Source organism: Mesorhizobium sp. BR1-1-16 (assembly GCF_020165495.1).
Classification (GTDB): Bacteria; Pseudomonadota; Alphaproteobacteria; order Rhizobiales; family Kaistiaceae; genus Kaistia.
Genome location: NZ_JAIUIE010000021.1, coordinates 19,344 through 42,079 on the forward strand (window position 1 = coordinate 19,344; position 22,736 = coordinate 42,079).

A 22,736-nucleotide genomic window follows, 5' to 3' on the forward strand; every position below is an offset into this window, starting at 1 on the left:
GGATCGGCGCCTGCCGGACCGACGGCTTTTTGTCATGTTCGTCGCCCATAGAGGGCGATGTTGTTTTTCCACGGGATCGTCCATGTCCACCGCCGTCTCGCCGCTCGCCGTTCCGTTTCCTGACATGCCGCCGATCGCCGGTGTCGCCTTCGCCACGGCGGCGGCCGGGATCAAGTATCGCGACCGCCGCGACGTGTTCCTCGCACTCTTCGAGGCTGGCACGACGGTCGCGGGCGTGTTCACGCGTTCGAAATGCCCGTCGGCACCGGTCGACTGGTGCCGGGCAGCGCTTGCCGGGGGCTCCGCCCGCGCGCTTCTCGTCAATTCCGGCAATGCCAACGCCTTCACCGGCAAGAAGGGCCGCGCCACCACCGAGGCGCAGGGCGCGTTGGCGGCAGCGGCTGCCGGCTGCCGCCCCGACGAGGTGTTCATCGCCTCGACCGGCGTCATCGGCGAGCCGCTCGACCCGGAAAAGTTTGCCGCCGTGCTGCCTGAGACGGCGCAGCGCGTCGCGGAAGGGCCGTGGATCGACGCGGCGCGGGCCATCATGACCACCGACACCTTCCCGAAGGGCGCCACGCGCCGCGTGAAGATCGGGGATGCCGAGGTCATCATCAACGGCATCGCCAAGGGCGCCGGCATGATCGCGCCTGACATGGCGACGATGCTGTCCTTCGTCGCGACCGACGCGGCGATCGCGGCGCCGGCGCTGCAGGCCATTCTCTCCGACGGCGTCGAGGCGAGCTTCAATTCGGTGACGGTCGACAGTGATACGTCGACCTCGGACACGCTGCTTCTGTTCGCGACGGGCAAGGCGGATGGCGCGACGCTCATCACCGAGCCGAGCGATCCGCGGCTCGAGGATTTCCGTTTGGCGCTCGACGAGGTGCTGAAGGATCTCGCGATCCAGGTCGCTCGCGACGGCGAGGGCGCACGCAAGCTGATCGAGGTTCGCGTCTTCGGTGCGCTTTCCGATGCATCGGCGAAGCGCGTCGCGCTGTCGATCGCCAATTCGCCGCTGGTCAAGACCGCCGCGGCTGGCGAGGACGCCAATTGGGGCCGCGTCGTCATGGCCGTCGGCAAGGCCGGCGAGCCCGCTGACCGTGACCGCCTGTCGATCGCGTTCGGCGACATCCGCGTCGCCTTCGAGGGCGAGCGCGATCCGGATTATTCTGAGGCCGCTGCGTCCGCCTATATGAAGAATGACGAGATCGTGATCACGGCCGATCTTGGCCTTGCCGCCGGCAAGGCGCGGGTATGGACCTGCGATCTCACCAAGGAATATGTCGCCATCAATGGCGACTATCGGAGCTGAGATGGCGGGCGAGGCGCGGACGCTGCCCACGACACTGCAGATCGAGGGGGCGTGCCTTTCGGCCTGGCCGGCGATCGCGGTTGTCCATGAGGGGGCGTGGCTTTGGCGCTTCGCGCATGGCTACAGCAAGCGCTCGAACGCGTTCCAATGCCTCGATCCCGCCGATGACGGCGATGCCGAGGCGCGGATAAAGGCGCTGTCGGCGCTGTCGCGTCGGCATGGCATCGAGCCGGTGTTCCGCGTCACGCCGCTGGCCGGCCCCGGCGTCGTCGCCGCGCTCGACCGACTCGGCTGGGCGCCGTTCGAGGAAAGCCGCGTTCTGGCGATGGATCTGACGGCGGAGCCGCCTGCGCCTGCGGGCGATATCCGCTGGCTCAATCCGGGCGATCCGCGCTGGTATCGCGCCGAGGCGAGCCTTTCCGGCTATGACGCGCGCACGCTCGAAACGCTGAAGACGCTGCTCTCGCTGATCGCCTATGAGAGCAAAGGCATTGTGGTTCATGGCCGCGACGGAACGCCGGCGGCGGCGGCGCTGGCCGTCAATGCCGGCGGCATCGGCGTCTATCTGAATGTAGTGGCCGACAAGGCGCGGCGCCGCCAGGGCCTCGGTACGGCGGTCATGCGCGCGGCGCTCGGCTGGACGCGCGAGAAGGGCGCCACCAGCGCCGCGATCCAGGTCGTCTCCGACAATGCGCCGGCGATCGCGCTCTATGAGCAGCTCGGCTTCGTCGAACAGTACCGCTACCATTATCGCCGCCCTCCGAAAGCCTGAGTTTTCATGTCCCGATTGCTGCTCGTCGTCGCCTGCGCGCTTGTTGATCCCGACAATCGTGTGCTGATCGCCCAGCGGCCGGAGGGAAAGTCTCTGGCCGGTCTCTGGGAGTTTCCGGGCGGCAAGGTCGACGCCGGCGAGGCGCCGGAAGCGGCGCTGATCCGCGAACTCCGCGAGGAGCTCGGCATCGAGACCAAGGAAGCCTGTCTCGCGCCGCTGACCTTCGCCAGCCATGCCTATGACGACTTCCACCTGCTGATGCCGCTCTATGTCTGCCGGCGCTGGACCGGCACGCCTGAAAGCCGCGAGGGCCAGGCGCTGAAATGGGTGCGCGCCAAGGCGCTCCGCGACTATCCGATGCCGCCGGCCGACCTGCCGCTGATCGCGCCGCTGGTCGATCTTCTCTAGGGTCCGTCGTCCGCCGGCGGGCGTGATTCTGCCATCTCATCGGCCGTCGCGGGCGGCAGGTGATCGGCAAAGGTGACCAGCGCGCCGTGCCCCGCGCCGGTCAGGCCGTAGATGCCGCGCTCGATGCGCTCGAACCAGCCATAGACATTGGTTTGCAGGATCTTTGCCGCGTCCGGAGCGAGCGGCTTCAATTGGCGCGGCGAAGCGCTTGCCGCCGCCAGCGCGTTGGCGATCGTCAGGGCCTGCTGGCGATAGGCGGTCATCTGCGGCAGCCGCGTCGAGCCGCCGGTCACCGGATCGCCGCGGCGGCGGCGGAATTCGGCGACGATGCGCGAGCGCCGCTTGCCATCGCGGCGCGGCTTCCAGGGTTCGGGCTCGACGATCACTTCGATCCCGCCTGAAGGTGTGACGGCCAGAAGGCCGAAACCGAGGAAGCGGCAGAGCTTCTTCACGCGTGGGTCGCCTTCGCGGCCGCGACCGCGCTTCGAGGCGGCGACCGCGAGCCAGATCTCGTCGCAGGCCGGCGTCCTGTCGACCGCCTGCAGGACAAGCTCGAGCGTAAAGGTCTGTTTCAATTCGCCGATGACGACGAGTTCGGGCGTCCCATCCGCGATGCCGACAAGATCGCAGCCCCGCACCTCGCCCTTCACCGCAAGGCCGAGAGCCTCGAGATAACGCTTCACCGGCAGATAGAGGTCGGTTTCCAAGGGGCGAGCTCTCGATGGCAGGCCGATTCGGCCGGCATACCCCTGTCTCGGACAAGGGCGCGGCCGTTGGCAAGCGCGCGGCTTAGTCGGTCCCTTTTTCCTTCTCGGCGGGGAGGGCGGCATGCCGTGCCGCATTCACGGCATCTTCGAGCCGCGCTGTGGCCGAGCCCGGCTTCAGCGGCTTCGGCTGGCTTTCATGCGGCGCCCAGGCCGAAACCGAAACGAAGTCGAATGTGGCGCGGATGCGCCCATCGGCATCGGCGAACCGCTCGGCATAAAGCGCGGCCGCGCGGCCGGCGATGGCGCGGGTCAGCGGCCGTGGATCGCGTTCGGCCAGCACATTGCCGGCGCCCATGGCGCGGAGGTCGCGCACCAGATGGAACATCGTGTCGTAGCGGACCGTGATGCGATCGGTATCGACGACGGGCAGCGCGAAGCCGGCCCGCTGCAGGAGCGATCCGACATCGCGGATATCGGCGAACGGCGCGACACGCGGGCCGGCGCCGCCGCGCAGTTCGGCCTCGGCGCCGGCCAGCGCGGTGCGCAGCTCCATCAATGTCTCGCCGCCCGCGAAGATCGCGAGCAGCAGCCCATCGCCGGCAAGCGCGCGGCGGATCTGCGTCAGCATGCCCGGCAGATCATTGACCCATTGCAGCGCCAGCGCGCTCACGGCGAGATCGAACTGTGCGGGCTCGAGGGCCAGCGCTTCGGCGCCGCCCCCATGCGTCCACGCGGCTCGCTCGATGCTGCCGACCTGTCCGCCTGCCAGAAGCGCTTCGGCGAGCGCGGGCGTCGGCGTGCCGATATCGACGGCGCGGGCGAAGTGGCGGTTGACGGTCATGAGGCGATCGGCCAGTTCATCGACGGCCTGGCGGAGCAGGAAATCGGCGCCAGGGACGGCCATGCGCGAAGCGCGCGCCTGGCGGAGCGCGAGCAGGGCCGGATCGAAGATGGTCGGTGCGCCGCTCATGGGGAAATCCGCGCTCGGAAGGGGTCCGCTGCTATATGGGCTGCTCCTGCGCCGCGGTCAAAGCCGCTTCCGCGTTGCGGCTGCGGCGCCTATGCTTGCGACATGGAAAGCGCGGACCTCATCGGCGAGGACGAGATCCCTGCCGCCGCGCTGCGCCGGCCGGGCCTCCTCACGCGTGCGCTCGACCTCGTTCTGCCGCCCGCCTGCATGGCCTGCGGCAAGCCGGTTGCGACCGGCGGCGCGCTTTGCAGCCAATGCTGGGGCGTCATCCGCTGGATCGAGCGGCCGTTCTGCGAGCGGCTGGCGATTCCCTTCGGCTATGACATCGGACCCGGCGCGCTATCGGCGGAGGCCATTGCCCATCCGCCGCCCTTTGCCCGCCTGCGCGCGGTCTGCATCTATGGGGCCGAAGCGGGCCATATCGTCCAGGCGCTGAAATATGGCGACCGCACCGAACTTGCCAAGCCGATCGGCGTGATGATGGCACGGGCACTCGGGCCTGTTGCCGATGAGGTCGACGTGGTCCTGCCGGTGCCGCTGCATCGGCGGCGGCTGTGGCAGCGGCGTTTCAACCAGTCGGCGCTGCTCGCCGAGGCGCTGGCCGGGGCCATCCACCGACCCTATGACCCCGCGCTCCTCGCGCGCATCCGCCCGACGCGGCAGCAGGTCGGGTTGAAGGCCAACGAGCGCGCGAAAAACGTCGAGGGTGCGTTTCGGGTGCCGGCGGCGCTGGCGCCATCGCTGAAGGGGCGGCGGGTGCTGTTGGTGGACGACGTCTATACCACTGGCGCGACCGTCAAGGCCGCGACGCGGGCGTTGCTCCGAGGCGGCGCGAAGGCCGTCGAGGTGGCCGTTTTCGCGCGGGTTGTCGAAGGGATGCCCTGAGCCCTATATTGCGCTGCTTCCAAAGCCATCAGGGATCCAGCAATGGCCGATGTGACGATCTACACCCGGCAGGGCTGCGGCTACTGCGTCGCGGCCAAACGGCTGCTCGACCGGAAGGGCGTCGCCTATGCCGAGCATGATGCGACCGGCAATCCGTCGCTGCGCCAGCAGATGATCGATCGCGCTCATGGCCGCTCGACATTCCCGCAGATCTTCATCGGCGAGACGCATGTCGGCGGATGCGATGATCTGCACGCGCTCGAGGCGGAGGGCCGGCTGGAAGCGCTGCTCGCTTCCTGAGTGCTCTGACCACTTTTTTGACGTTCGAAGGAGAAGCCGATGACGAGCTTCAAGGCTGCTTGCGTGCAGATGAACAGCGGCCGGTCGGTGGAGGCCAATGTCGAAGCCGCCGAGGCGCTGATCCGCGCCGCCGCCGCTGCCGGTGCAAGCTATGTGCTGACGCCCGAGATGACCACCATCCTCGATCGTGACCGCGAGAACCTCTTGGCCTCGATCGGCCCTGAAGATGTCGATCTCTCGCTGCAGCGCTTTCGTGAGCTGGCGCGCGAGCTCGGCATCCACCTCCATATCGGCTCGATGGCGATCCGGCTGCCCGACGATCACATCGCCAACCGCTCCTTCGTGATCGCGCCAAACGGCTCCATCGTCGGCCGATACGACAAGATCCACATGTTCGACGTCGATCTTTCCGGCGGCGAGAGCTATCGCGAATCGGCGACCTATCGTGCCGGCGAGACGGCCGTGGTCACCGATCTTCCCTGGACCAAGCTTGGGCTCACCATCTGTTACGACGTGCGCTTCCCGGTCCTGCATCGGACGCTCGCCAAGGCCGGTGCCGCCGTGCTCGCCGTCCCCGCCGCCTTCACGAAGAAAACCGGCGAGGCGCATTGGCATGTGCTGCTGCGCGCCCGGGCGATCGAGACCGGCTCCTATATCGTTGCGGCGGCGCAGGCCGGTCATCACGAAGACGGCCGCGATACGTTCGGCCACAGCATGATCATCGATCCCTGGGGCAAGATTCTCGCCGAGGCCAGTGGCGATCAGCCGGGCTTCATTATCGCCGATATCGACCCCGCCTTTGCCCAGTCAGCGCGGCAGGCCATCCCGGCGCTCGCCAACCAGCGCGAATTCGCCCTGCCGGCCATGCCGCAGGTTGGGTCCTTCGTGAACTGACCCCATATCAAGACGCATGATACGCTATGATCTCATCTGTGAGGCCGGCCACGATTTCGATGGCTGGTTTCGCGACGCCGGCGCCTTCGACAAGGCGGTGGCTGCGGGCGCCGTGAGCTGCACGATCTGCGGCTCCGAGAAAGTCATGAAGGCGTTGATGGCCCCGGCCGTCGCGACCGCGCGCAAGCGCCAGCAGGTGCAAGAAAAGCTGGCGGCGCTTCAGGTTGCGGCGCCCGATCCGCGTCAGGCGGCGCTGGCCGACATGCTCCGGCAGGTGCGCGCGCATGTCGAGGCAACGGCCGATTATGTCGGCGACCGCTTCGCGGAAGAGGCGCGCAAGATCCATTACGGCGAGACGGAAGCGCACGGCATCTATGGCGAGGCTTCTCCTGCCGAGGCCCATGCCCTCGCGGAAGAGGGCATCGAGGTTCATCCGCTGCCGCGGCTGCCCGAAGAGGGCAACTGACCGCCGCGCTCAGTCGCGCGTGGCCGCCAGCATGTAGTTGACGTCCATGTCGCGCGACGTCTTCCAGATATCGCGCAGCGGGTCGTAGACGACGCCGGATTGTGCCGAGGGCGCGAGGCCCGCCTCGGCGAGCGCTGCTTCCAGTTCGCGCGGCTTGACCAGCTTCTCGTAGCTGTGCGTGCCGCGTGGCAGCCAGCGCAGCACATATTCGGCCCCCATGATGGCGAGCATGAAGGCCTTCGGCGTGCGATTGATGGTCGAGAACACGATCAGGCCGCCCGGCCGAACCATGCGCGCCGTTTCGCGCACGAAAAGGCCGAGATCGGCGACATGCTCGACGATTTCCATCGCCAGCACGATGTCGAAGCTTTCGCCCGCCGCGGCCAGCGCCTCGGCCGTGGTGGCGCGATAGTCGATGTCGAGGCCGGCCTCGCTGGCGTGCAGCGTGGCGACACCGATATTGGTCGCCGACGCATCAGCGCCGACGACGGTGGCGCCGAGCCGGGCCATCGGCTCGGACAGCAGGCCGCCGCCGCAGCCGATATCGAGCAGGCGAAGGCCGGAAAGCGCACGCGGGTCCCTGGCATCGCGGGAGAAAAGCCGCGCGGCCTCATCCTTGATGAACTGGATGCGGATCGGGTTCAGCCGATGCAGCGGCGCAAACTTGCCGCCGGACGCCCACCATTCGTCGGCGATGGCCGAAAAATGCGCGATCTCGGCATCGTCGACGGTGGTGTTCTGATCTCGTGTGGCTGCAGACATCCGGCCAACTCCTTTGCGGGGAAGGTCGGTGGCGCGGGTCGCGAAGTCAAGTTCGCCCGCCGCCCGTCCTTACCGGGGCAGGGGGCCGAGAATGGAGATCGAGTGGCGCTCGGCAGCCGCCACAAAGCCGGCCATGTCAGGCGGAACGGGCGTCGCATCCTTCGGAACGCTGGTTTCGGCGATGAAGTCGGCGAAGTCGCCGCCGGTCGTCAGGAACAACAATCGCAGCGGGCCGCTTCCCTCGACGCGGAAACCATGGGGCGTTCCGCGCGGGCCGAAGCCAAAATCGCCGGCTTGGAGCGTGGTGATGGTGTCGCCGACGATGACCGTGACGGTACCGTCGATCACATAGAACGACTCGTCTTCGGAATGATGCACATGCCAGGGCGATTCGAAGCCGGGCGGGATGATCTGCTCGACCAGACTGAGGCTGCCGCCGGTCTTGGCGCGATCGGCCTTGATCCAGGTCGGGAGTCCGAGAAACCTGACCTCGTCGACCTTCGCGGCTTGGCCGGAACTGATGTGAACATTCATGGTGCGATTCCCCGTCTCGTCGCCGCTTCGATGGACAACCTGCGGCGTCATTGTTAATTTGACGGAATATTTATTTCGCGAAAAGTTCTTCGCGTCAATAGGGGTGATGATGGTCCGTCGCGAATATCGGATGAAGGAACGCGCGAAGGCGCGCGACGAGACGCGGGAGCGCATTCTCGCCGCAACGATGCAGCTGCATGATGAGCAGGGGGTGGCCGCGACATCCTTTGTGGATATCGCCAAGCGCGCGGGGATCGGCGCGGCAACCGTCTATCGCCATTTTGAAACGCCGGGGGCTCTGGTGAGAGCCTGCGGCGAGCATGTCTGGGCGGAAATGCGTCCGCCGCAGAAAGACCATGCGCCGGAACTGTTCGATTCAATCCGCGGGCGCGATGCGCGCTTGCGGCGTCTGGCCGAGGAGCTCGACCGGTTCTACGCCCGCGGTGCTCTCCGCCTTGAACGCGCGACGGCCGATCGCGACCACGTGCCGGAACTGGACCAGTTTCTCGGAGCTGTCGAAGCGGGCGTCGCGTCCTGGGTCGACTATGCGGTCAAGGATACGGAGGAACCGGGTGGACCGTCGACGACCCCGATCCGCCGCTTGCTGGCGCTGACCAGCTTCGGCGTCTGGCTTTCCATGCTGCGGGCCGGATTGGGTCCGGAGGAGCGCGTCGACCTCCTCGCCCGTGTGCTCGCCTGTGCGATGAGGCCATGATCGTCGCGGCCGCGTCGTTGCCGGCGACTTAACGCCAGCGCTGCCGTTGCCGACCCGCGCCCGACCCGCTATGAAGGCGCCGCCCGGCGCGGTTTCCTTTGCCGGGAGTGCCCCATTCCTTCCGCCCTTCTGCGGAAACTGCCCTTCGAAGGTTGATGATGGCCCGGCTGGTGATGAAATTCGGCGGAACCTCCGTCGCCGATATCGATCGCATCCGCAATGTGGCCCGTCATGTCAAACGCGAGGTCGATGCCGGCTTCGAGGTTGCCGTGGTCGTCTCGGCGATGTCGGGCAAGACCAACGAACTCGTCGGCTGGACCCGTGCTGCCGCTCCCATGCATGACGCGCGCGAATATGACACCGTGGTCGCTTCGGGCGAGCAGGTGACGTCGGGCCTCCTCGCGATCGCGCTGCAGGAAATCGGCGTCAATGCGCGTTCCTGGCAGGGCTGGCAGATCCCGATCCTCACCGATAATGCGCATGGCGCGGCCCGCATCATGGAGATCGACGGCTCGCGGCTGATCGAGCGCATGGCGCAGGGCCAGGTCGCCGTCATCGCCGGCTTCCAGGGGCTCGCGCCGGACAACCGGATCGCGACGCTCGGCCGTGGCGGCTCGGACACCAGCGCCGTCGCCATCGCCGCGGCGATCGGGGCGGTGCGCTGCGACATTTATACGGATGTCGACGGCGTCTACACGACCGACCCGCGCATTGTCCCCAAGGCGCGCCGGCTCGACCGCGTCTCGCATGAAGAGATGCTGGAGATGGCCTCGCTCGGCGCCAAGGTGCTGCAGGTCCGCTCCGTCGAGCTGGCCATGGTGCATGGCGTCAGGACCTTCGTGCGTTCGAGCTTCGACGATCCGGCGGATCCCCGCCTTGCGGACGCCGACAATCCCCCTGGCACCCTTATTTGCGACGAGGACGAGATCGTGGAAAAGCAGGTTGTCACCGGCATCGCCTATTCCAAGGACGAGGCCCAGATCTCGCTGCGCGAGGTTGCCGACAAGCCGGGCGTCGCCGCCGCCGTGTTCGTGCCGCTGGCCGAGGCGAACATCAATGTCGACATGATCGTGCAGAACGTCTCCGAAGACGGCACGACCACCGACATGACGTTCACCGTCCCGACCTCGGAACTCGACCGGGCGATGAAGGTGCTGGAAGGCGCGCGCGCCTCGATCGGCTATGCCAGCATCCAGGGCTCGGGCGATCTGGTGAAGGTGTCGGTGATCGGCATCGGCATGCGCAGCCATGCCGGCGTCGCCGCTTCGGCCTTCCGCGCGCTCGCCGGCAAGAGCATCAACATCCGCGCCATCACGACCTCGGAGATCAAGATTTCGATCCTGATCGACTCGGCCTATACCGAACTGGCGGTTCGGACGCTGCATTCGCTCTACGGCCTCGACGCGGCCTGATCGGGGTGCCGGCCGGACTTCTCGATAGAGTGTATATTTCGGCCGCTACTCATGTCACGAGTAAGCTGAAATCGGTCCCGGGGCGACGGGTGAGTCGCTGTATCGGCGCGTTTGGAATGCGCCGGGCCTTTGGTTCTTGAGGGAAGGCGGACGATGCGGGGGTCTCTCGCCGGGCCGCGCGTCCTGCTCCGCCGCCTTCGCGAGATCATGGCGGAGCCGATCAGCGCGCAAGACCGGCTCGACAAGATCGTGGCGCAGATCGCGTCGAACATGGTCGCCGAAGTCTGCTCGGTCTACGTACTGCGCGCCGACGACGTGCTCGAGCTCTATGCGACGGAAGGCTTGAAGCGCGAGGCCGTGCACCATGCCGGCCTTCGCGTCGGGCAGGGCCTTGTCGGCCTGATCGCGGCCGAGGCGCGCCCGCTCAACCTGCCCAACGCGCAGAGCCACCCGTCCTTCGCCTATCTGCCGGAGACGGGCGAGGAGATCTACAACGCCTTTCTCGGCGTGCCGATCCTCCGCGCCGGCCGCACGCTCGGCGTGCTGACGGTCCAGAACCGCGCTCACCGCACCTATTTCGACGAGGAAGTCGAGGCGCTGCAGACGACTGCGATGGTGCTCGCCGAGATGATCGCCGTCGGCGAGCTCGAGGGCCTGGCGCGGCCCGGAACATCGCTCGACGTCAAGCGGCCGATGTCGATCCGCGGCAGTTCTCTCTCCGAAGGCATCGCGCTCGGCCATGTCGTGCTGCATGAGCCGCGGGTCGTCGTCACGGCACTGATCGCAGAGGATGCGGAAAAGGAGCGGCTGCGTCTGGAGGAGGCGATCGCCCATCTCCGCCTCTCGGTCGACGACATGCTCTCGCGCGACGATATCGCGCTGGCCGGCGAGCATCGCGAGATCCTCGAAGCCTATCGCATGTTCGCCTATGACCGTGGCTGGGCGCGGCGCATGGACGAGGCGATCCAGAACGGTCTTTCCGCCGAGGCGGCGGTCGAGAAGGTGCAGAGCGATACGCGGGCGCGGCTGCTGCGCCAGACCGATCCCTATCTTCGCGAGCGGCTGCACGATTTCGACGACCTCGCCAACCGGCTGCTGCGCGAATTGATGGGCAAGGGCGCGGCCTTCGATCGCAAGGAGATGCCGAAGGACAGCATCGTCGTCGCGCGCAACATGGGCGCCGCCGAGCTGCTCGACTATGATCGCAGCCGCCTGCGCGGCCTCGTGCTGGAAGAGGGCGGGCCGACCAGCCATGTGACGATCGTCGCGCGCGCGCTCGGTATCGCCACCATCGGCCGGGCGACCAATGTCGTCTCGCTGGTCGAGAACGGCGATGCCATGATCCTCGACGCCGATACCGGCGAGGCTCATATCCGCCCGCCGGCCGATGTCGAGGTGTCCTATGGCGAGAAGGTGCGCTTCCGCGCCAAGCGCCAGGCGCAATATCGGCTGCTTCGCCACAAGCCGGCGGTGACGCGCGACGGCGTGCGCATCGGCCTCAACATGAATGCCGGCCTCCTGGTCGACCTGCCGCATCTGGCCGAGGCCGGCGCCGAGGGGATCGGTCTTTTCCGCACCGAGTTGCAGTTCATGGTCGCCTCGACCATGCCGCGGATGAACGCGCAGACCCAGCTCTACGCCTCCGTGCTCGCGGCCAGCGGCGAGCGGCCGGTGACGTTCCGCACGCTCGATATCGGCGGCGACAAGGTGCTGCCCTACATGCGTAGCCATCCGGAGGAGAATCCGGCGCTCGGCTGGCGGGCGATCCGGCTTGGCCTCGACCGTCCGGCCTTGCTGCGCATGCAGCTTCGCGCCCTGATCCGTGCCGGCGCCGGACATGAATTGCGAATCATGCTGCCGATGGTCACGGAAGTGGCCGAGATCGAGCAGGCGCGCGCCCTGCTCGACCGCGAGGTCGAGCATGCCCGCCGGCACGGGCATGAGCTGCCTTCGCGCATCCTGCTCGGCTCGATGGTCGAGGTGCCCGCGCTGCTGTTCCAGCTCGATGCGCTGATGGCGTCAGTCGATTTCGTGTCCGTTGGTTCCAACGACCTGTTGCAGTACATGACGGCGAGCGATCGCGGGAACACGCTGGTCGCCAGCCGCTTCGACCCGATCTCGCGCCATTTTCTGCGGGCGCTCCGCGCGATCGTCGCCGCGGCCGATGCGGCCGGCAAGCCGGTGACGCTGTGCGGTGAGATTGCCGGACGTCCGCTCGCCGCGCTGGCGCTGGTCGGCATCGGCTTCCGCTCGCTGTCGATGTCGGCAGCCTCGATCGGACCGATCAAGGCGATGCTGCTGGCGCTCGACATCACCAAACTCACGGCGCTACTCGATCCGCTTCTCGCCGATAATGGCGCCGAGGACGGCATCGCGGAGACGCTGCGCGGCTTTGCCGCCGACCATGGCGTGCCGATATAATAGAGATGCTGCCAACCGGACTCCCCTGGGACAAGATCGACCAGCTCGTCACGCGCGCTGAGATCATCGATCAGAAACTCGCCTCGACCAGCGACGGGGAGGAGCTCGTGCGCCTCTCGAAGGAGCGTGCCGAGCTTTCCGAAATCGTCGATACCGTCGGCCGCCTCAAAGCGGTCGCGGGCGAGCGCGCGGCGCTCGACGAACTGGCCGGCGATCCCGAGATGGCGGCGCTTGCCGACGAGGAGCGCCCGCAGCTAGACGCCGAGATCGAGCGGCTCGTGCAGGATGTGCGACTGCTGCTGCTGCCGAAGGATGCGGCCGACGAGAAGAGCGCGATCCTCGAAATCCGCGCTGGAACCGGCGGCGACGAAGCGGCGCTTTTCGCGGGCGATCTCTTCCGCATGTATCAGCGTTACGCGGCGCTGCATGGCTGGAAGGTCGAAGTGCTCTCGGAGAGCGAGGGCGAGGCCGGCGGCTTCAAGGAAATCATCGCCAATGTCAGCGGGCGCGGCGTCTTCGCGCGGCTGAAATACGAATCGGGCGTCCACCGCGTCCAGCGCGTGCCCGCCACAGAGGCGAGTGGCCGCATCCACACCTCAGCCGCCACGGTGGCCGTTCTGCCGGAGGCCGAGGATGTCGATATCGCGCTGAAGGCCGAGGACATCCGGATTGACACGACGCGCGCCTCCTCGGCCGGCGGTCAGCACGCCAACACGACCGACACTGCCGTCCGCATCACCCATGTTCCGACCGGCACGGTGATCGTCGTAGCGGGTCGCTCGCAGCACCAGAACCGAGCGCAGGCGATGCAGATCCTGCGCGCCCGTCTTTTCGAGGATGAACGGGCGCGGCTCGACAGCGAACGTGCGGCCGACCGTCGCGGCCAGGTCGGCTCCGGCGATCGCTCGGAGCGCATCCGGACTTACAATTTCCCGCAAGGGCGCGTCACGGACCATCGCATCAACCTGACACTCTACAAGCTCGAATCCGTCGTTTCCGGCGAGGCGCTCGACGAGGTCATCGGGCCGCTGATTACCGAGCACCAGGCGAGCCTGCTCGCGGCGCTCGATCGATGAGCGGCGACGCGGTCACGCTCGGAGCTGTCCGACGCCTGGCCGCGAAGCGCCTCACCGAGGCAGAGACGGTCGATACGCCCGCGCTTGACGCCCGCCTGCTGATCGCTGCCGTCGTCGGCATGGCCCCGAACGAACTCGTGCTTGCCGACTATCGGGCCGTCTCGATGGACGAGAGCGCCCGGATCGACGCGATGCTGGAGCGCCGCGCGGCCGGCGAGCCCGTGGCGCGAATTCTGGGCGCGCGCGAATTCTGGGGCCTGTCGTTCAATCTTCAGCCGGCAACGCTGGTGCCGCGACCCGATTCGGAGACCGTGATCGAGGCTGCGCTTGGCTTTATCGACCGTACCGGCGGGCGAGAGCGGCCGTTGCGGCTGGTCGATATCGGGACCGGCAGCGGCGCGCTGCTGGTCGCGCTGCTCTCGGAACTGCCAAATGCAGTCGGGCTCGGCATCGACCTTTCGGAGGCGGCCGCGCGGGCGGCGCGGGACAATGCCGACCGGCTCGGCTTCGGCGCGCGCAGCCTCTTTGTCTGCGGTGATTTTGCCGCATGTGCGCGACCAGCCGATGTCGTCGTCAGCAATCCTCCCTATATAGAGAGTGCGGTAATCGCGACGCTGCCGGCCGAGGTCAGGGATTTCGATCCTCGCCTTGCCCTCGATGGCGGTGCAGACGGGCTTGATGCCTATCGCGTGATCATTCCCCCGTTGACGGCTCTTCTCGATCCCGCAGGGGCGGCTTTTCTGGAGATCGGCTTCGACCAGGGGGATGCCGTCCAGCGCCTTGCGGTGGAGGCGGGATTCGCGGCAGCCCTGCACCGCGATCTCTCTGGACATGACCGTGTCGTCGAAGTGGCGCCGGCGTGATGGGAGGCGGAACATCAAGGTTGCCGAGCGGCTCTGAAATCTCCGCTTGGAAAACCCGAGCGAAACAGCTAGCTTCCGAGCCGCCGCAGATGGATTTGATGCGTTTCCCGATGACATGGCGTGAGCCATACGGGAGCTGCGCGGCGGAGGCCACCAGATGGCCTGCGGGTCAGACCGGGGGTCCGACCCAGATCTGGTTGTCACGGATGTCATCTCTGCTCGGCGCGGCACGATGCGCTGATCCTGCCTGATGGGTGTTGACCCGCGTCAGCTCTTCGTGAGCCATGCGGGCCAGGCGCTCCTCTGTGAGGCTCGATCGAACGATGCCGATGCACCTATCGCCGATTCCGGCGCCGCGGCTTCTGACCGCGACGGCCCAGTCGACGGGTTTGCCGACCGGCTTGATGCCGTTCGTTGACGCGATTTGACCTTCGAGGGTCACGGAAGAGAAAACTCATGCGACCAGGACAGCAAAACAATAACAATAACAACAACAAACGGATGCGCGGGAGGAACCGGAAGGGACCCAATCCGCTCACCCGCTCCTATGAGAGCAACGGCCCGGATGTGAAGATCCGCGGCACCGCGCTCCACATCGCCGAAAAATATGTGACGCTGGCGCGCGATGCGCAGTCGTCGGGCGACCGCGTGATGGCCGAGAGCTATCTGCAGCACGCCGAGCATTATTTCCGCCTGATCGCCGCGGCGCAGGCGCAGACCCAGACACCGGGCCAGAACGCTCCGTTCTTCCGCGCCGACCAGGACGATGATGGTCTGGACGAGGAGGATGATCGTTTCAGCGACCGCTTCGGTCAGCACGATCGCGGCCAGGAGGGCGAGGGCCAGCAGGCTCCCGGCCAGAACGACCAGCAGCCCTTCGTGAATGGCAACGGCAATGGCAACGGCCATTACCAGAACGGCCAGGGCAATCAGGGCGGTGGCCAGCGCGAGCGCGGCGACCGGCAGGACTTCCGATCTGACAATCGCGACCGCGACAACCGCGACAACCGCGAGCGTGGCGACAATCGCGATCGGCAAGAGCCGCGCGATCGGCAGGAGCCACGCCAGGAATCACGGCAGGAGCCGCGCCAAGAACCACGCCAGGACGCCCGCCCCGAAGGCGAGCGCACTGACAATCGCGGCGGTGAGCGCCAGGAAGGTCGCGGCGAGCGGCCGTTCCGCCAGAATCGCGAAGGCCGTGGCGAACGCCGCGAGCGGGGCGATCGGCAGGACCGTTCGATGCTGCCGCGTTTCGTGACCGGCGAGCCCGCCGAGGCTCAGCCGGCCCCGGCTGCCGAAGCTCCGCGCCCGGTTGATCCGGCCAGTGCGCCGCAGCCCGTGGCGGAATATATCGCGGAGGCTCCGGCCGTTACGACGCCGCCGCCGGCAGCCGCCCCCGCGCCGGCGCCTGCACCCGTTGCGGCCGAGCCGGCCGAAGCTTCGGCGCCGCCAGCCGATGAAGCGGCACCTGTTGCCGATGAGGAAGGCTTCCGCCCCCGCCGCCGCCGCACCACGCGGGCACGGACGCGCCGGGCTGATGATGCCGAGCCGACGCTGGACGTTGTCCCCGCTGTCGAGGAATGAGCGATACGGAAGCCCGAACGGGCATTTCGATGACAAGTGGCCGGGGCTTTCCCCGGCCATTTTCTTGTCGGCTCCCCGCCCGAGCCGCTGCGCCGCCAAGGCTTCAGAAAAACCCTTCGTGTCCCCTTCCTGTTGCTATAGTGTCACACCATATCGATGGTGCTGGCGGATCTGACGATCGTCAGCGGGCCGGGCCGGCATGACTGGCTGGCTCATTCCAGAACGATCGGGTGTGCTTTACGGTTGAAGGCGTCCGATACGGCCAGGAGGGACGATCTTGAATATCGAGAAATACTCCGAGCGCGCGAAGGGTTTCATCCAGTCGGCCCAGACGCTTGCGCTGACGCGCGGACACCAGCAGTTCGCGCCCGAACATCTATTGAAGGTGCTGCTCGACGACGAGGAAGGCTTGGCTGCCGGCCTCATCGACAGCGCTGGCGGTCGCTCGCGCGATGCGCTGGCTGCCACCGAACGACTGCTCGCGGCCATTCCGAGTGTCTCGGGCGGCGGGGCAGGCCAGCTTTATCTCGCGGGGCCGCTCGCCAAAGTGTTCGAGCAGGCCGAGCAACTCGCCAAGAAGGCGGGCGACAGCTTCGTCACGGTCGAGCGGCTGCTGCTCGCGCTCGCGCTTGAGAAGGATGCGAAGACCGCACAGGCGCTGAAGGACGCTGGCGTCACGCCGGTCGGCCTCAACCGTGCGATCGAAGCGCTGCGGCAGGGCCGTACAGCCGATTCGGCAGGGGCCGAGGGCCAGTATGATGCGCTGAAGAAATATGCCCGTGACCTCACCCAGGTTGCGCGCGACGGCAAGCTCGACCCGGTCATCGGCCGCGACGACGAGATCCGCCGCACGATCCAGGTGCTCTCGCGGCGCACCAAGAACAATCCGGTGCTGATTGGTGAGCCCGGCGTCGGCAAGACGGCGATCGCCGAGGGCCTCGCGCTCAGGATCGTCAATGGCGATGTGCCGGAGAGCCTGCGCGACAAGCGTCTTCTGGCGCTCGACATGGGCTCGCTGATTGCGGGCGCGAAATATCGCGGTGAGTTCGAGGAGCGGCTGAAGGCCGTGCTCTCCGAAGTCACGGCAGCCAATGGCGGCATCATCCTGTTCATCGACGAGATGCACACCCTGGTCGGAGCCGGCAAGGCGGACGGGGCGATGGACGCCTCGAACCTCCTGAAGCCGGCGCTGGCCCGCGGCGAACTACACTGCGTCGGCGCGACCACGCTCGACGAGTATCGCAAGCATGTCGAGAAGGATGCGGCGCTCGCCCGGCGCTTCCAGCCGATCTTCGTCGGCGAGCCCACCGTCGAGGACACGATCTCGATCCTGCGCGGCATCAAGGAGAAATACGAGCTGCATCACGGCGTGCGAATCACCGATTCGGCGCTTGTGGCAGCCGCGACCTTGTCGAACCGCTACATCACGGACCGCTTCCTGCCCGACAAGGCGATCGACCTCGTCGACGAGGCCGCGGCGCGGCTCCGTATGCAGGTCGATTCGAAGCCGGAGGCGCTCGACGAACTCGATCGCCGCATCATCCAGCTGAAGATCGAACGCGAGGCTCTTAAGAAGGAGACCGATCAGGCTTCGAAGGATCGGCTCGAGCGGCTCGAAAAGGAACTGACCGACCTCGAGGAGGAATCGGCCGCCTTCACGCAGCGCTGGCAGACCGAGAAGGAGAAGCTCAATTCGGCCCAGAAGCTGAAGGAGCAGCTCGATCAGGCGCGGAGCGACCTCGAAAAGGCGCAGCGCACCGGCGATCTCGCGAAGGCCGGTGAGCTTGCCTATGGCACCATCCCCGCGCTGGAGCGTCAGCTTGCGACCGCTGAGAGCGCCCAGACCAGCGCGATGATGGAAGAGGCGGTGACGCCTGAGCATGTTGCGCAGATCGTCGCCCGCTGGACCGGTGTCCCGGTCGACAAGATGCTGGAAGGCGAGCGCGACAAGCTGCTGCGCATGGAGGACGACCTCGCCAAGCGCGTCGTCGGCCAGGCGGAAGCCGTCCATGCGGTTTCGACCGCTGTCCGTCGTGCGCGGGCCGGGCTGCAGGATCCGAACCGGCCGATCGGCTCGTTCATGTTCCTCGGGCCGACTGGCGTCGGCAAGACCGAGCTGACCAAGGCGCTCGCCGCGTTCCTCTTCGACGACGAGAGCGCGATGGTGCGCATCGACATGTCGGAATTCATGGAGAAGCACTCCGTGTCCCGGCTGATCGGCGCTCCGCCCGGCTATGTCGGTTATGAGGAAGGCGGCGCCCTGACCGAAGCGGTTCGGCGCCGGCCCTATCAGATCGTCCTGTTCGACGAGATCGAGAAGGCGCATCCGGACGTGTTCAACGTCCTCCTGCAGGTGCTCGACGACGGGCGGCTGACGGACGGGCAGGGGCGGACGGTCGACTTCAAGAACACGCTGATCATCATGACGTCGAATCTCGGCGCCGAATATCTCGCCAATCTCCGGGACGACGAGGATGTCGACGCGGTGCGCGAGCAGGTGATGAACGTGGTGCGTGGGCACTTCCGGCCGGAGTTCTTGAACCGGCTCGACGACATCATCCTCTTCCATCGCCTCAAGCGGTCGGAGATGGGGCGCATCGTCGAGATCCAGCTGAAGCGGCTGCAGTCGCTGCTCGCCGATCGCAAGGTCACGCTCGACCTCGACGAGACCGCGCGGGCCTGGCTTGCCGAGAAGGGCTACGACCCGACCTATGGCGCGCGGCCGCTGAAGCGGGTGATCCAGCGTTACGTTCAGGATCCCATGGCTGACAAGATCCTGGCCGGCGAGATCCCGGATGGGTCAACCGTCAAGATCACGGCCGGCACCGACAAGCTGCTGTTCCTGCCGCGCACGGCCGAGACGGCCAAGGCCGCATAGAGATATCAGCCGCACGAGGTCACCCGCTGACCCCGTGTGGACCTTCCCGACAGCGCCGGCGTCCGGAGTTCCGGGCGCCGGCGCTGTTTGTTTGTACCGCTGTGCTGATTTCCGTTGTCGGGCGTGATCGCTGGATCGCCGGGCGGTCATCGTGTCCGGCCTAGTGATCCAGCCTTTGTCGTTGCATCGGCTTTCCGAAAACCGGAGGCCATTTTCGGGCCGATGCTCTATCGTCCGGCGACAGTCAGGAGACGACAGACGATGATCAGCAAGCCGGCGGCGGTTCTTCTCGGTCTCATTCTCGCGGCTGGCTGCGGCCCGGCGTTAGCGGATGACGGCGATTGCGGCGGGAGCCCTTGCGCCGGCGGGCCATGGCTGTCGCTGGCCGGGAACTGGCGCTTCGTATCGCCCATCGCGCAATGGAGCGTTGCCGTCAACGATTCCGGCCGGTTTCACGCCGAAGGGCCGCGCAGCGTCACGATCGGCGGCGAACAGGCGAGCTATATCTCGACACTCGCGGGCACCATCAGCCACGATCGCGTCGCGCTGTCGATCAAGGCCGACAACTTCTCGCTGCCGAATTTCGTCCCGGGGCCGGCCACCATCTGTACGGGCGTGCCTGCCGGGCCGGGACGCTATGAAGGGAGCTGCGCCAATGGCAAGCAGCGGCTCGGTTTTGCCTTCATCCGTGAAGGCGCGGCAACTCCGTAACCGTCAGACTTCGGCCTCAGTTGGTAGCCGAGTCGTCGCTGGCTGCCGCGAGCTTCGAGCCTGCCGGGGCACCCAGCAGGGCATCGATCCGCGTCTTCTCTGACTTGAAGTCGGCCAGCATCTCGCCCTGCAGGACGCGGCCGCGCGGCAGGCGAACGCGTAGGGGATCGACCGGCTTGTCGTTGATGCGAACTTCGTAATGGAGATGCGGTCCGGTGGAGAGGCCGGTCGAGCCGACATAGCCGATGATCTGGCCCTGGCGAACCTTCACGCCCGGCCGGATACCGCGCGCGATGGACGACTGGTGACCGTAAGCCGTCTCATAACCGTTCGTGTGCCGGATCAGCGTGAAGTTGCCATAGCCGGACGACCAGCCGGCCTTCTCGACGGTGCCGTTGCCGGCAGCCATGATGGGGGTTCCGCGCGGCGCTGCCCAGTCGACGCCGGGATGCAGCCGCACATAGCCGAGAATCGGATGGCGGCGATAACCGAAGGGCGAGCGGACGATGCCGACAGTCATCGGCTTGCGGACCAGGAACTTCTTGGCGCTGCGGCCGTCCTCGTCGAAATAGTCGATGACGCCGTCATCCGGTGAGCGGTAGCGGTAATAGCGCTTGGTCGTGCCATCGAGCGTGATCGAGACGTAGAGAATCTCATCGTCGGCATCGCTCGCCCCATCCTCCGGCAGCGAGTGGAACACCTCGATGCTGTCGCCGGGCGAAATGCGCGACTGGAAATCGACGTCATAGGAGAGGATTCGCACGAGTTCCGTGATCAGCGGCTCGGGAATCTGCTGCTCGCGCGCCGTCTCATAGAGCGAATCATAAAGATTGGGCATCGGACCGGCATCGTCGGGCGCAGGCGTGTCGGCCGTATCGAATTCGGCATCCGTCGAGCTCTCGGGCTCGTCAGCGCGCACGAAACTATCGTCGTCGCGCCGGGCGACAGTCGCCTGATGCACGCCTTGATCATAGAGCGAGACGCGGAGCGCGCGTACGGCGTCCCCTTCGCGGGCGACGAGCAGGCGCAGTTTCTGGCCGATCTTCAGGTCGCTGAGATCGACGAGACCCGACATCGCCGACACGATCGCCGTCGCGTCGCTGTCGCTGATGCCGTTTTCAGCCAGAACGGCCTGCAGCGGTTCCTTCTTGTCGACCGAAGCGATCTGTTCCTCGGTCTCGGTCGTGGGCGCCGATTTCGCGACGAAGGAAACATTTTCCGGCACGATCTTGACGCCGAGCGCTGCAAAAGGATCGGCGCCGGTATCGCCGAAGCTGAACCGCTCGGGATCGACATAGGGCATCGCCGCGATGACGCCCGGGCCGGCAGCCGGGGCGATGGCGCGGGCGGCCTCCTCCGCTTCGGCCACCGTGATGGCGGATTCGTTCTTGTCAGCGGGCTCGTCGAGCGGGAACGGGCTCACCTTGACCGAGACTTCGCCCTCGACATCGGCGCCGTAGATCTGCTCCTGCCCGGCTGCTACGGGCGCAGACGCGGCATCGGCTGTCGCATCCATCCCGTCGCCGTCACCGCTGCCATCGGCCGCTGCGGCGGAGTCGACGGGCACGCTGTCCTCGCCATCGCCCGATGCGCCCTCGTCGCTGACGACGCCAAGCTTCTCACTGCCGGCAATCGGCTCTGGCGCGGGCGGGTCGCTCTCGGCGCCAGCGAGCTTCATGGGATCGAAGCGAGGCACGTCAGTGCTCAGATCCGTGATGGTCGTTGCCAGCGCGGTGGTGATCCGCGCAAAAGGCTTCATCTTGATCAAGTCGCGATCGCCCTGGCGGCTGACCGTGGAAACCTGGATCACCTGCCGGTCGGAGACCGGCTCGCGCGTCGGCTTGATGCGATCGGCTTTATGCCCGGTGCCGAGCCCGTCGCCATTCTGCGCGCTGGTGAGGCGCCCGATCTCGGGCGCGACGGCAAGCTGATGACGACCGTCGAGCGCCGCCATCAAGGCGCCGCCCATCAGAATGGTCGACGTCAGTCCGGTCAGGATAGTGCCGGTGAGCCAGCGGATGGAGACGGCGTGGCGCTGTGGCGCGCCCTTCTGAAGGCCGACAGTGAGGGCGGGTTCGCGGCCGAGATCGATCTCGTCGCTGATGCCCGCTCCGGCCGGTCCCCTGATGGCCGCGCCTCTCACCAAACCTCTCACGGCTCCGTCTTCTCCCCGTCGCCGGTCCTTGAATGCGGCCGGCTTGCCATCAAAACGGCCCCAGCGAGGCCACGAAACTTGACGCCTCGACAGGGTCAAGTCAACGCGGCTCTCCGGCAAAGGCCAGCAAAACCGCCATGGGCTTGCGATCTGGTCGCAATAGAAGGTGCCCGCCGCCGTGGGCGCTGCTCCCGCTTGCGAGACCATGGTGCTCGCAAGCGAAGAAGCATCGAAAGCTGCAATCCCGGGCGTCAGCCCAGGAAGTCTCGGAAGAAGTAGGGCGCGACGCGTCGCGCAGTCACCCGCGCGAACCCGCTGTCTCGGCTCCCAAGATGTCATCAATATGGCCGGTGCCAGCGCGGGCTCTGCGCCTGAAGAAGCGATATTCCCGCGCTATCGTCTGAAAGGGACGTGCTGCGGAGGCGGCTCAGAAAACGTGTCGGCATCGTCGGCTGTGGAAAAGATGGGAAGAGGCGGACCGAAACGGCGCATACCCGCCGTTTGTCCCACCTGCCGGCAAAGGTTATTCACAGCGGCGAGATGCGTTCCCGACCGTTCGATGCATTTTTCCGAAAGCCGTTGTTGACACCCGGGCCGGCAATCCGTAGATAACAACCACCGACGCGGTTGACGCAGTTGACGGCGGGCGGCGAACTCGTCTCCGAGTTTGGTTGTTTTGGGGCTTGACTGGCTGCCGAGAGGTGGTTAGAAGGGCGCCATCGCTGCCGGGAACGGAAGCGGTTCTGGCGAGCCTGATGGCTCTGCCAAAGAGTTTTTCGGAAGGCTGAAGAGCTTTCTGGTGGAAGCGAGCCGGTGACGGCGGTTTCCTCTGATCGACGGTTTCTGCCGTCAGTTGTTTGACAATTTCATAGGAAGAAAGAGAAACGTAGGCGGCGTTGTCCTTGCGG

Annotated in this window: 22 protein-coding genes; 15 read left to right on the forward strand and 7 right to left on the reverse strand. The window is 66.6% G+C overall.

What is annotated here, in order from left to right; genetic code table 11:
• Window positions 1-82 precede the first annotated feature (82 nt).
• The 3 genes from argJ to mutT are packed head-to-tail and all read left to right on the forward strand — an operon-like array spanning window position 83 to window position 2,495.
• Complete coding sequence (argJ, locus tag LB518_RS23995) at window positions 83-1,315, forward strand: bifunctional glutamate N-acetyltransferase/amino-acid acetyltransferase ArgJ (RefSeq protein WP_224580386.1); 1,233 nt, start codon at window positions 83-85, stop codon at window positions 1,313-1,315.
• On the forward strand, window positions 1,296-2,087 hold the full coding sequence (locus tag LB518_RS24000; protein ID WP_224580388.1) for a GNAT family N-acetyltransferase: 792 nt from the start codon (window positions 1,296-1,298) through the stop codon (window positions 2,085-2,087). Before argJ ends, LB518_RS24000 begins: the two co-directional genes overlap by 20 nt.
• A gap of 6 nt (window positions 2,088-2,093) precedes the next feature.
• Complete coding sequence (gene mutT, locus LB518_RS24005) at window positions 2,094-2,495, forward strand: 8-oxo-dGTP diphosphatase MutT (RefSeq protein WP_224580389.1); 402 nt, start codon at window positions 2,094-2,096, stop codon at window positions 2,493-2,495.
• Here the strand turns inward: mutT and LB518_RS24010 are convergent.
• Together LB518_RS24010 and LB518_RS24015 are read right to left on the reverse strand one after the other, a co-directional pair.
• The gene (locus LB518_RS24010) at window positions 2,492-3,202 is read right to left on the reverse strand and encodes a DUF2161 domain-containing phosphodiesterase (RefSeq protein ID WP_224580390.1); all 711 of its coding nucleotides are present in this window, start codon (window positions 3,200-3,202) and stop codon (window positions 2,492-2,494) included. The genes mutT and LB518_RS24010 overlap by 4 nt on opposite strands.
• A gap of 82 nt (window positions 3,203-3,284) precedes the next feature.
• The gene (locus tag LB518_RS24015; protein WP_224580391.1) at window positions 3,285-4,172 is read right to left on the reverse strand and encodes a methyltransferase domain-containing protein; all 888 of its coding nucleotides are present in this window, start codon (window positions 4,170-4,172) and stop codon (window positions 3,285-3,287) included.
• A 102-nt stretch (window positions 4,173-4,274) separates the two neighbouring features.
• Between LB518_RS24015 and LB518_RS24020 the strand changes: the two genes are divergently transcribed.
• The 4 genes from LB518_RS24020 to LB518_RS24035 are packed head-to-tail and all read left to right on the forward strand — an operon-like array spanning window position 4,275 to window position 6,717.
• A complete protein-coding gene (locus LB518_RS24020) occupies window positions 4,275-5,057 on the forward strand; it encodes a ComF family protein (protein ID WP_224580392.1) in 783 nt (260 codons plus the stop codon).
• Window positions 5,058-5,099: 42 nt separating this feature from the next.
• Window positions 5,100-5,357 (forward strand): glutaredoxin 3, encoded by a 258-nt coding sequence (gene grxC / locus LB518_RS24025; RefSeq protein ID WP_224580393.1) that lies wholly within the window; start codon window positions 5,100-5,102, stop codon window positions 5,355-5,357.
• A 39-nt stretch (window positions 5,358-5,396) separates the two neighbouring features.
• Window positions 5,397-6,251 carry a carbon-nitrogen hydrolase family protein gene (locus tag LB518_RS24030; protein ID WP_224580395.1) on the forward strand — a complete coding sequence of 285 codons (855 nt, stop codon included), beginning with the start codon at window positions 5,397-5,399 and terminating at the stop codon, window positions 6,249-6,251.
• A 16-nt stretch (window positions 6,252-6,267) separates the two neighbouring features.
• Complete coding sequence (locus LB518_RS24035; RefSeq protein ID WP_224580396.1) at window positions 6,268-6,717, forward strand: DUF1178 family protein; 450 nt, start codon at window positions 6,268-6,270, stop codon at window positions 6,715-6,717.
• A gap of 9 nt (window positions 6,718-6,726) precedes the next feature.
• Here LB518_RS24035 and ubiG read toward each other — a convergent pair whose 3' ends face one another.
• Entirely contained in the window at window positions 6,727-7,479 is a 753-nt protein-coding gene (ubiG, locus tag LB518_RS24040; RefSeq protein WP_224580397.1) for a bifunctional 2-polyprenyl-6-hydroxyphenol methylase/3-demethylubiquinol 3-O-methyltransferase UbiG, read from the reverse strand.
• 69 nt (window positions 7,480-7,548) lie between these two features.
• A complete protein-coding gene (locus LB518_RS24045) occupies window positions 7,549-8,013 on the reverse strand; it encodes a cupin domain-containing protein (RefSeq protein WP_224580399.1) in 465 nt (154 codons plus the stop codon).
• Between the two features lie 130 nt (window positions 8,014-8,143).
• Here LB518_RS24045 and LB518_RS24050 point away from each other — a divergent pair, with 130 nt between their 5' ends.
• The 5 genes from LB518_RS24050 (at window position 8,144) to prmC (ending at window position 14,500) form a co-directional block, all read left to right on the forward strand.
• Entirely contained in the window at window positions 8,144-8,728 is a 585-nt protein-coding gene (locus LB518_RS24050; RefSeq protein ID WP_224580401.1) for a TetR/AcrR family transcriptional regulator, read from the forward strand.
• Window positions 8,729-8,886: 158 nt separating this feature from the next.
• Window positions 8,887-10,140: an aspartate kinase gene (locus LB518_RS24055; protein WP_224580402.1), complete on the forward strand. Its 1,254-nt coding sequence runs from the start codon at window positions 8,887-8,889 to the stop codon at window positions 10,138-10,140.
• A gap of 153 nt (window positions 10,141-10,293) precedes the next feature.
• A complete protein-coding gene (gene ptsP / locus LB518_RS24060) occupies window positions 10,294-12,561 on the forward strand; it encodes a phosphoenolpyruvate--protein phosphotransferase (protein ID WP_224580403.1) in 2,268 nt (755 codons plus the stop codon).
• A gap of 5 nt (window positions 12,562-12,566) precedes the next feature.
• Window positions 12,567-13,637 (forward strand): peptide chain release factor 1, encoded by a 1,071-nt coding sequence (gene prfA, locus LB518_RS24065; protein WP_224580404.1) that lies wholly within the window; start codon window positions 12,567-12,569, stop codon window positions 13,635-13,637.
• Window positions 13,634-14,500 carry a peptide chain release factor N(5)-glutamine methyltransferase gene (gene prmC / locus LB518_RS24070; RefSeq protein ID WP_224580405.1) on the forward strand — a complete coding sequence of 289 codons (867 nt, stop codon included), beginning with the start codon at window positions 13,634-13,636 and terminating at the stop codon, window positions 14,498-14,500. The genes prfA and prmC overlap by 4 nt, the downstream gene beginning before the upstream one ends.
• A gap of 169 nt (window positions 14,501-14,669) precedes the next feature.
• On the opposite strand, the gene LB518_RS24075 is transcribed toward prmC, so the two are convergent.
• Window positions 14,670-14,942, reverse strand: a complete 273-nt coding sequence (locus LB518_RS24075) for a hypothetical protein (RefSeq protein WP_224580406.1) — start codon at window positions 14,940-14,942, stop codon at window positions 14,670-14,672.
• Between the two features lie 14 nt (window positions 14,943-14,956).
• Between LB518_RS24075 and LB518_RS24080 the strand changes: the two genes are divergently transcribed.
• The 3 genes from LB518_RS24080 to LB518_RS24090 all read left to right on the forward strand — a co-directional run bounded on the left by LB518_RS24080 (window position 14,957) and on the right by LB518_RS24090 (window position 19,673).
• Complete coding sequence (locus LB518_RS24080; protein ID WP_224580407.1) at window positions 14,957-16,084, forward strand: DUF4167 domain-containing protein; 1,128 nt, start codon at window positions 14,957-14,959, stop codon at window positions 16,082-16,084.
• A gap of 277 nt (window positions 16,085-16,361) precedes the next feature.
• Window positions 16,362-18,962 carry an ATP-dependent chaperone ClpB gene (gene clpB, locus LB518_RS24085; protein WP_224580408.1) on the forward strand — a complete coding sequence of 867 codons (2,601 nt, stop codon included), beginning with the start codon at window positions 16,362-16,364 and terminating at the stop codon, window positions 18,960-18,962.
• Between the two features lie 261 nt (window positions 18,963-19,223).
• A complete protein-coding gene (locus LB518_RS24090; RefSeq protein WP_224580409.1) occupies window positions 19,224-19,673 on the forward strand; it encodes a hypothetical protein in 450 nt (149 codons plus the stop codon).
• 16 nt (window positions 19,674-19,689) lie between these two features.
• On the opposite strand, the gene LB518_RS24095 is transcribed toward LB518_RS24090, so the two are convergent.
• Both LB518_RS24095 and LB518_RS24100 read right to left on the reverse strand, forming a co-directional pair.
• Window positions 19,690-21,828, reverse strand: a complete 2,139-nt coding sequence (locus LB518_RS24095) for a M23 family metallopeptidase (RefSeq protein WP_224580410.1) — start codon at window positions 21,826-21,828, stop codon at window positions 19,690-19,692.
• Window positions 21,829-22,351: 523 nt separating this feature from the next.
• Window positions 22,352-22,736 (reverse strand): hypothetical protein (locus LB518_RS24100; protein WP_224580411.1); only part of this gene is annotated, 385 nt, incomplete at its 5' end.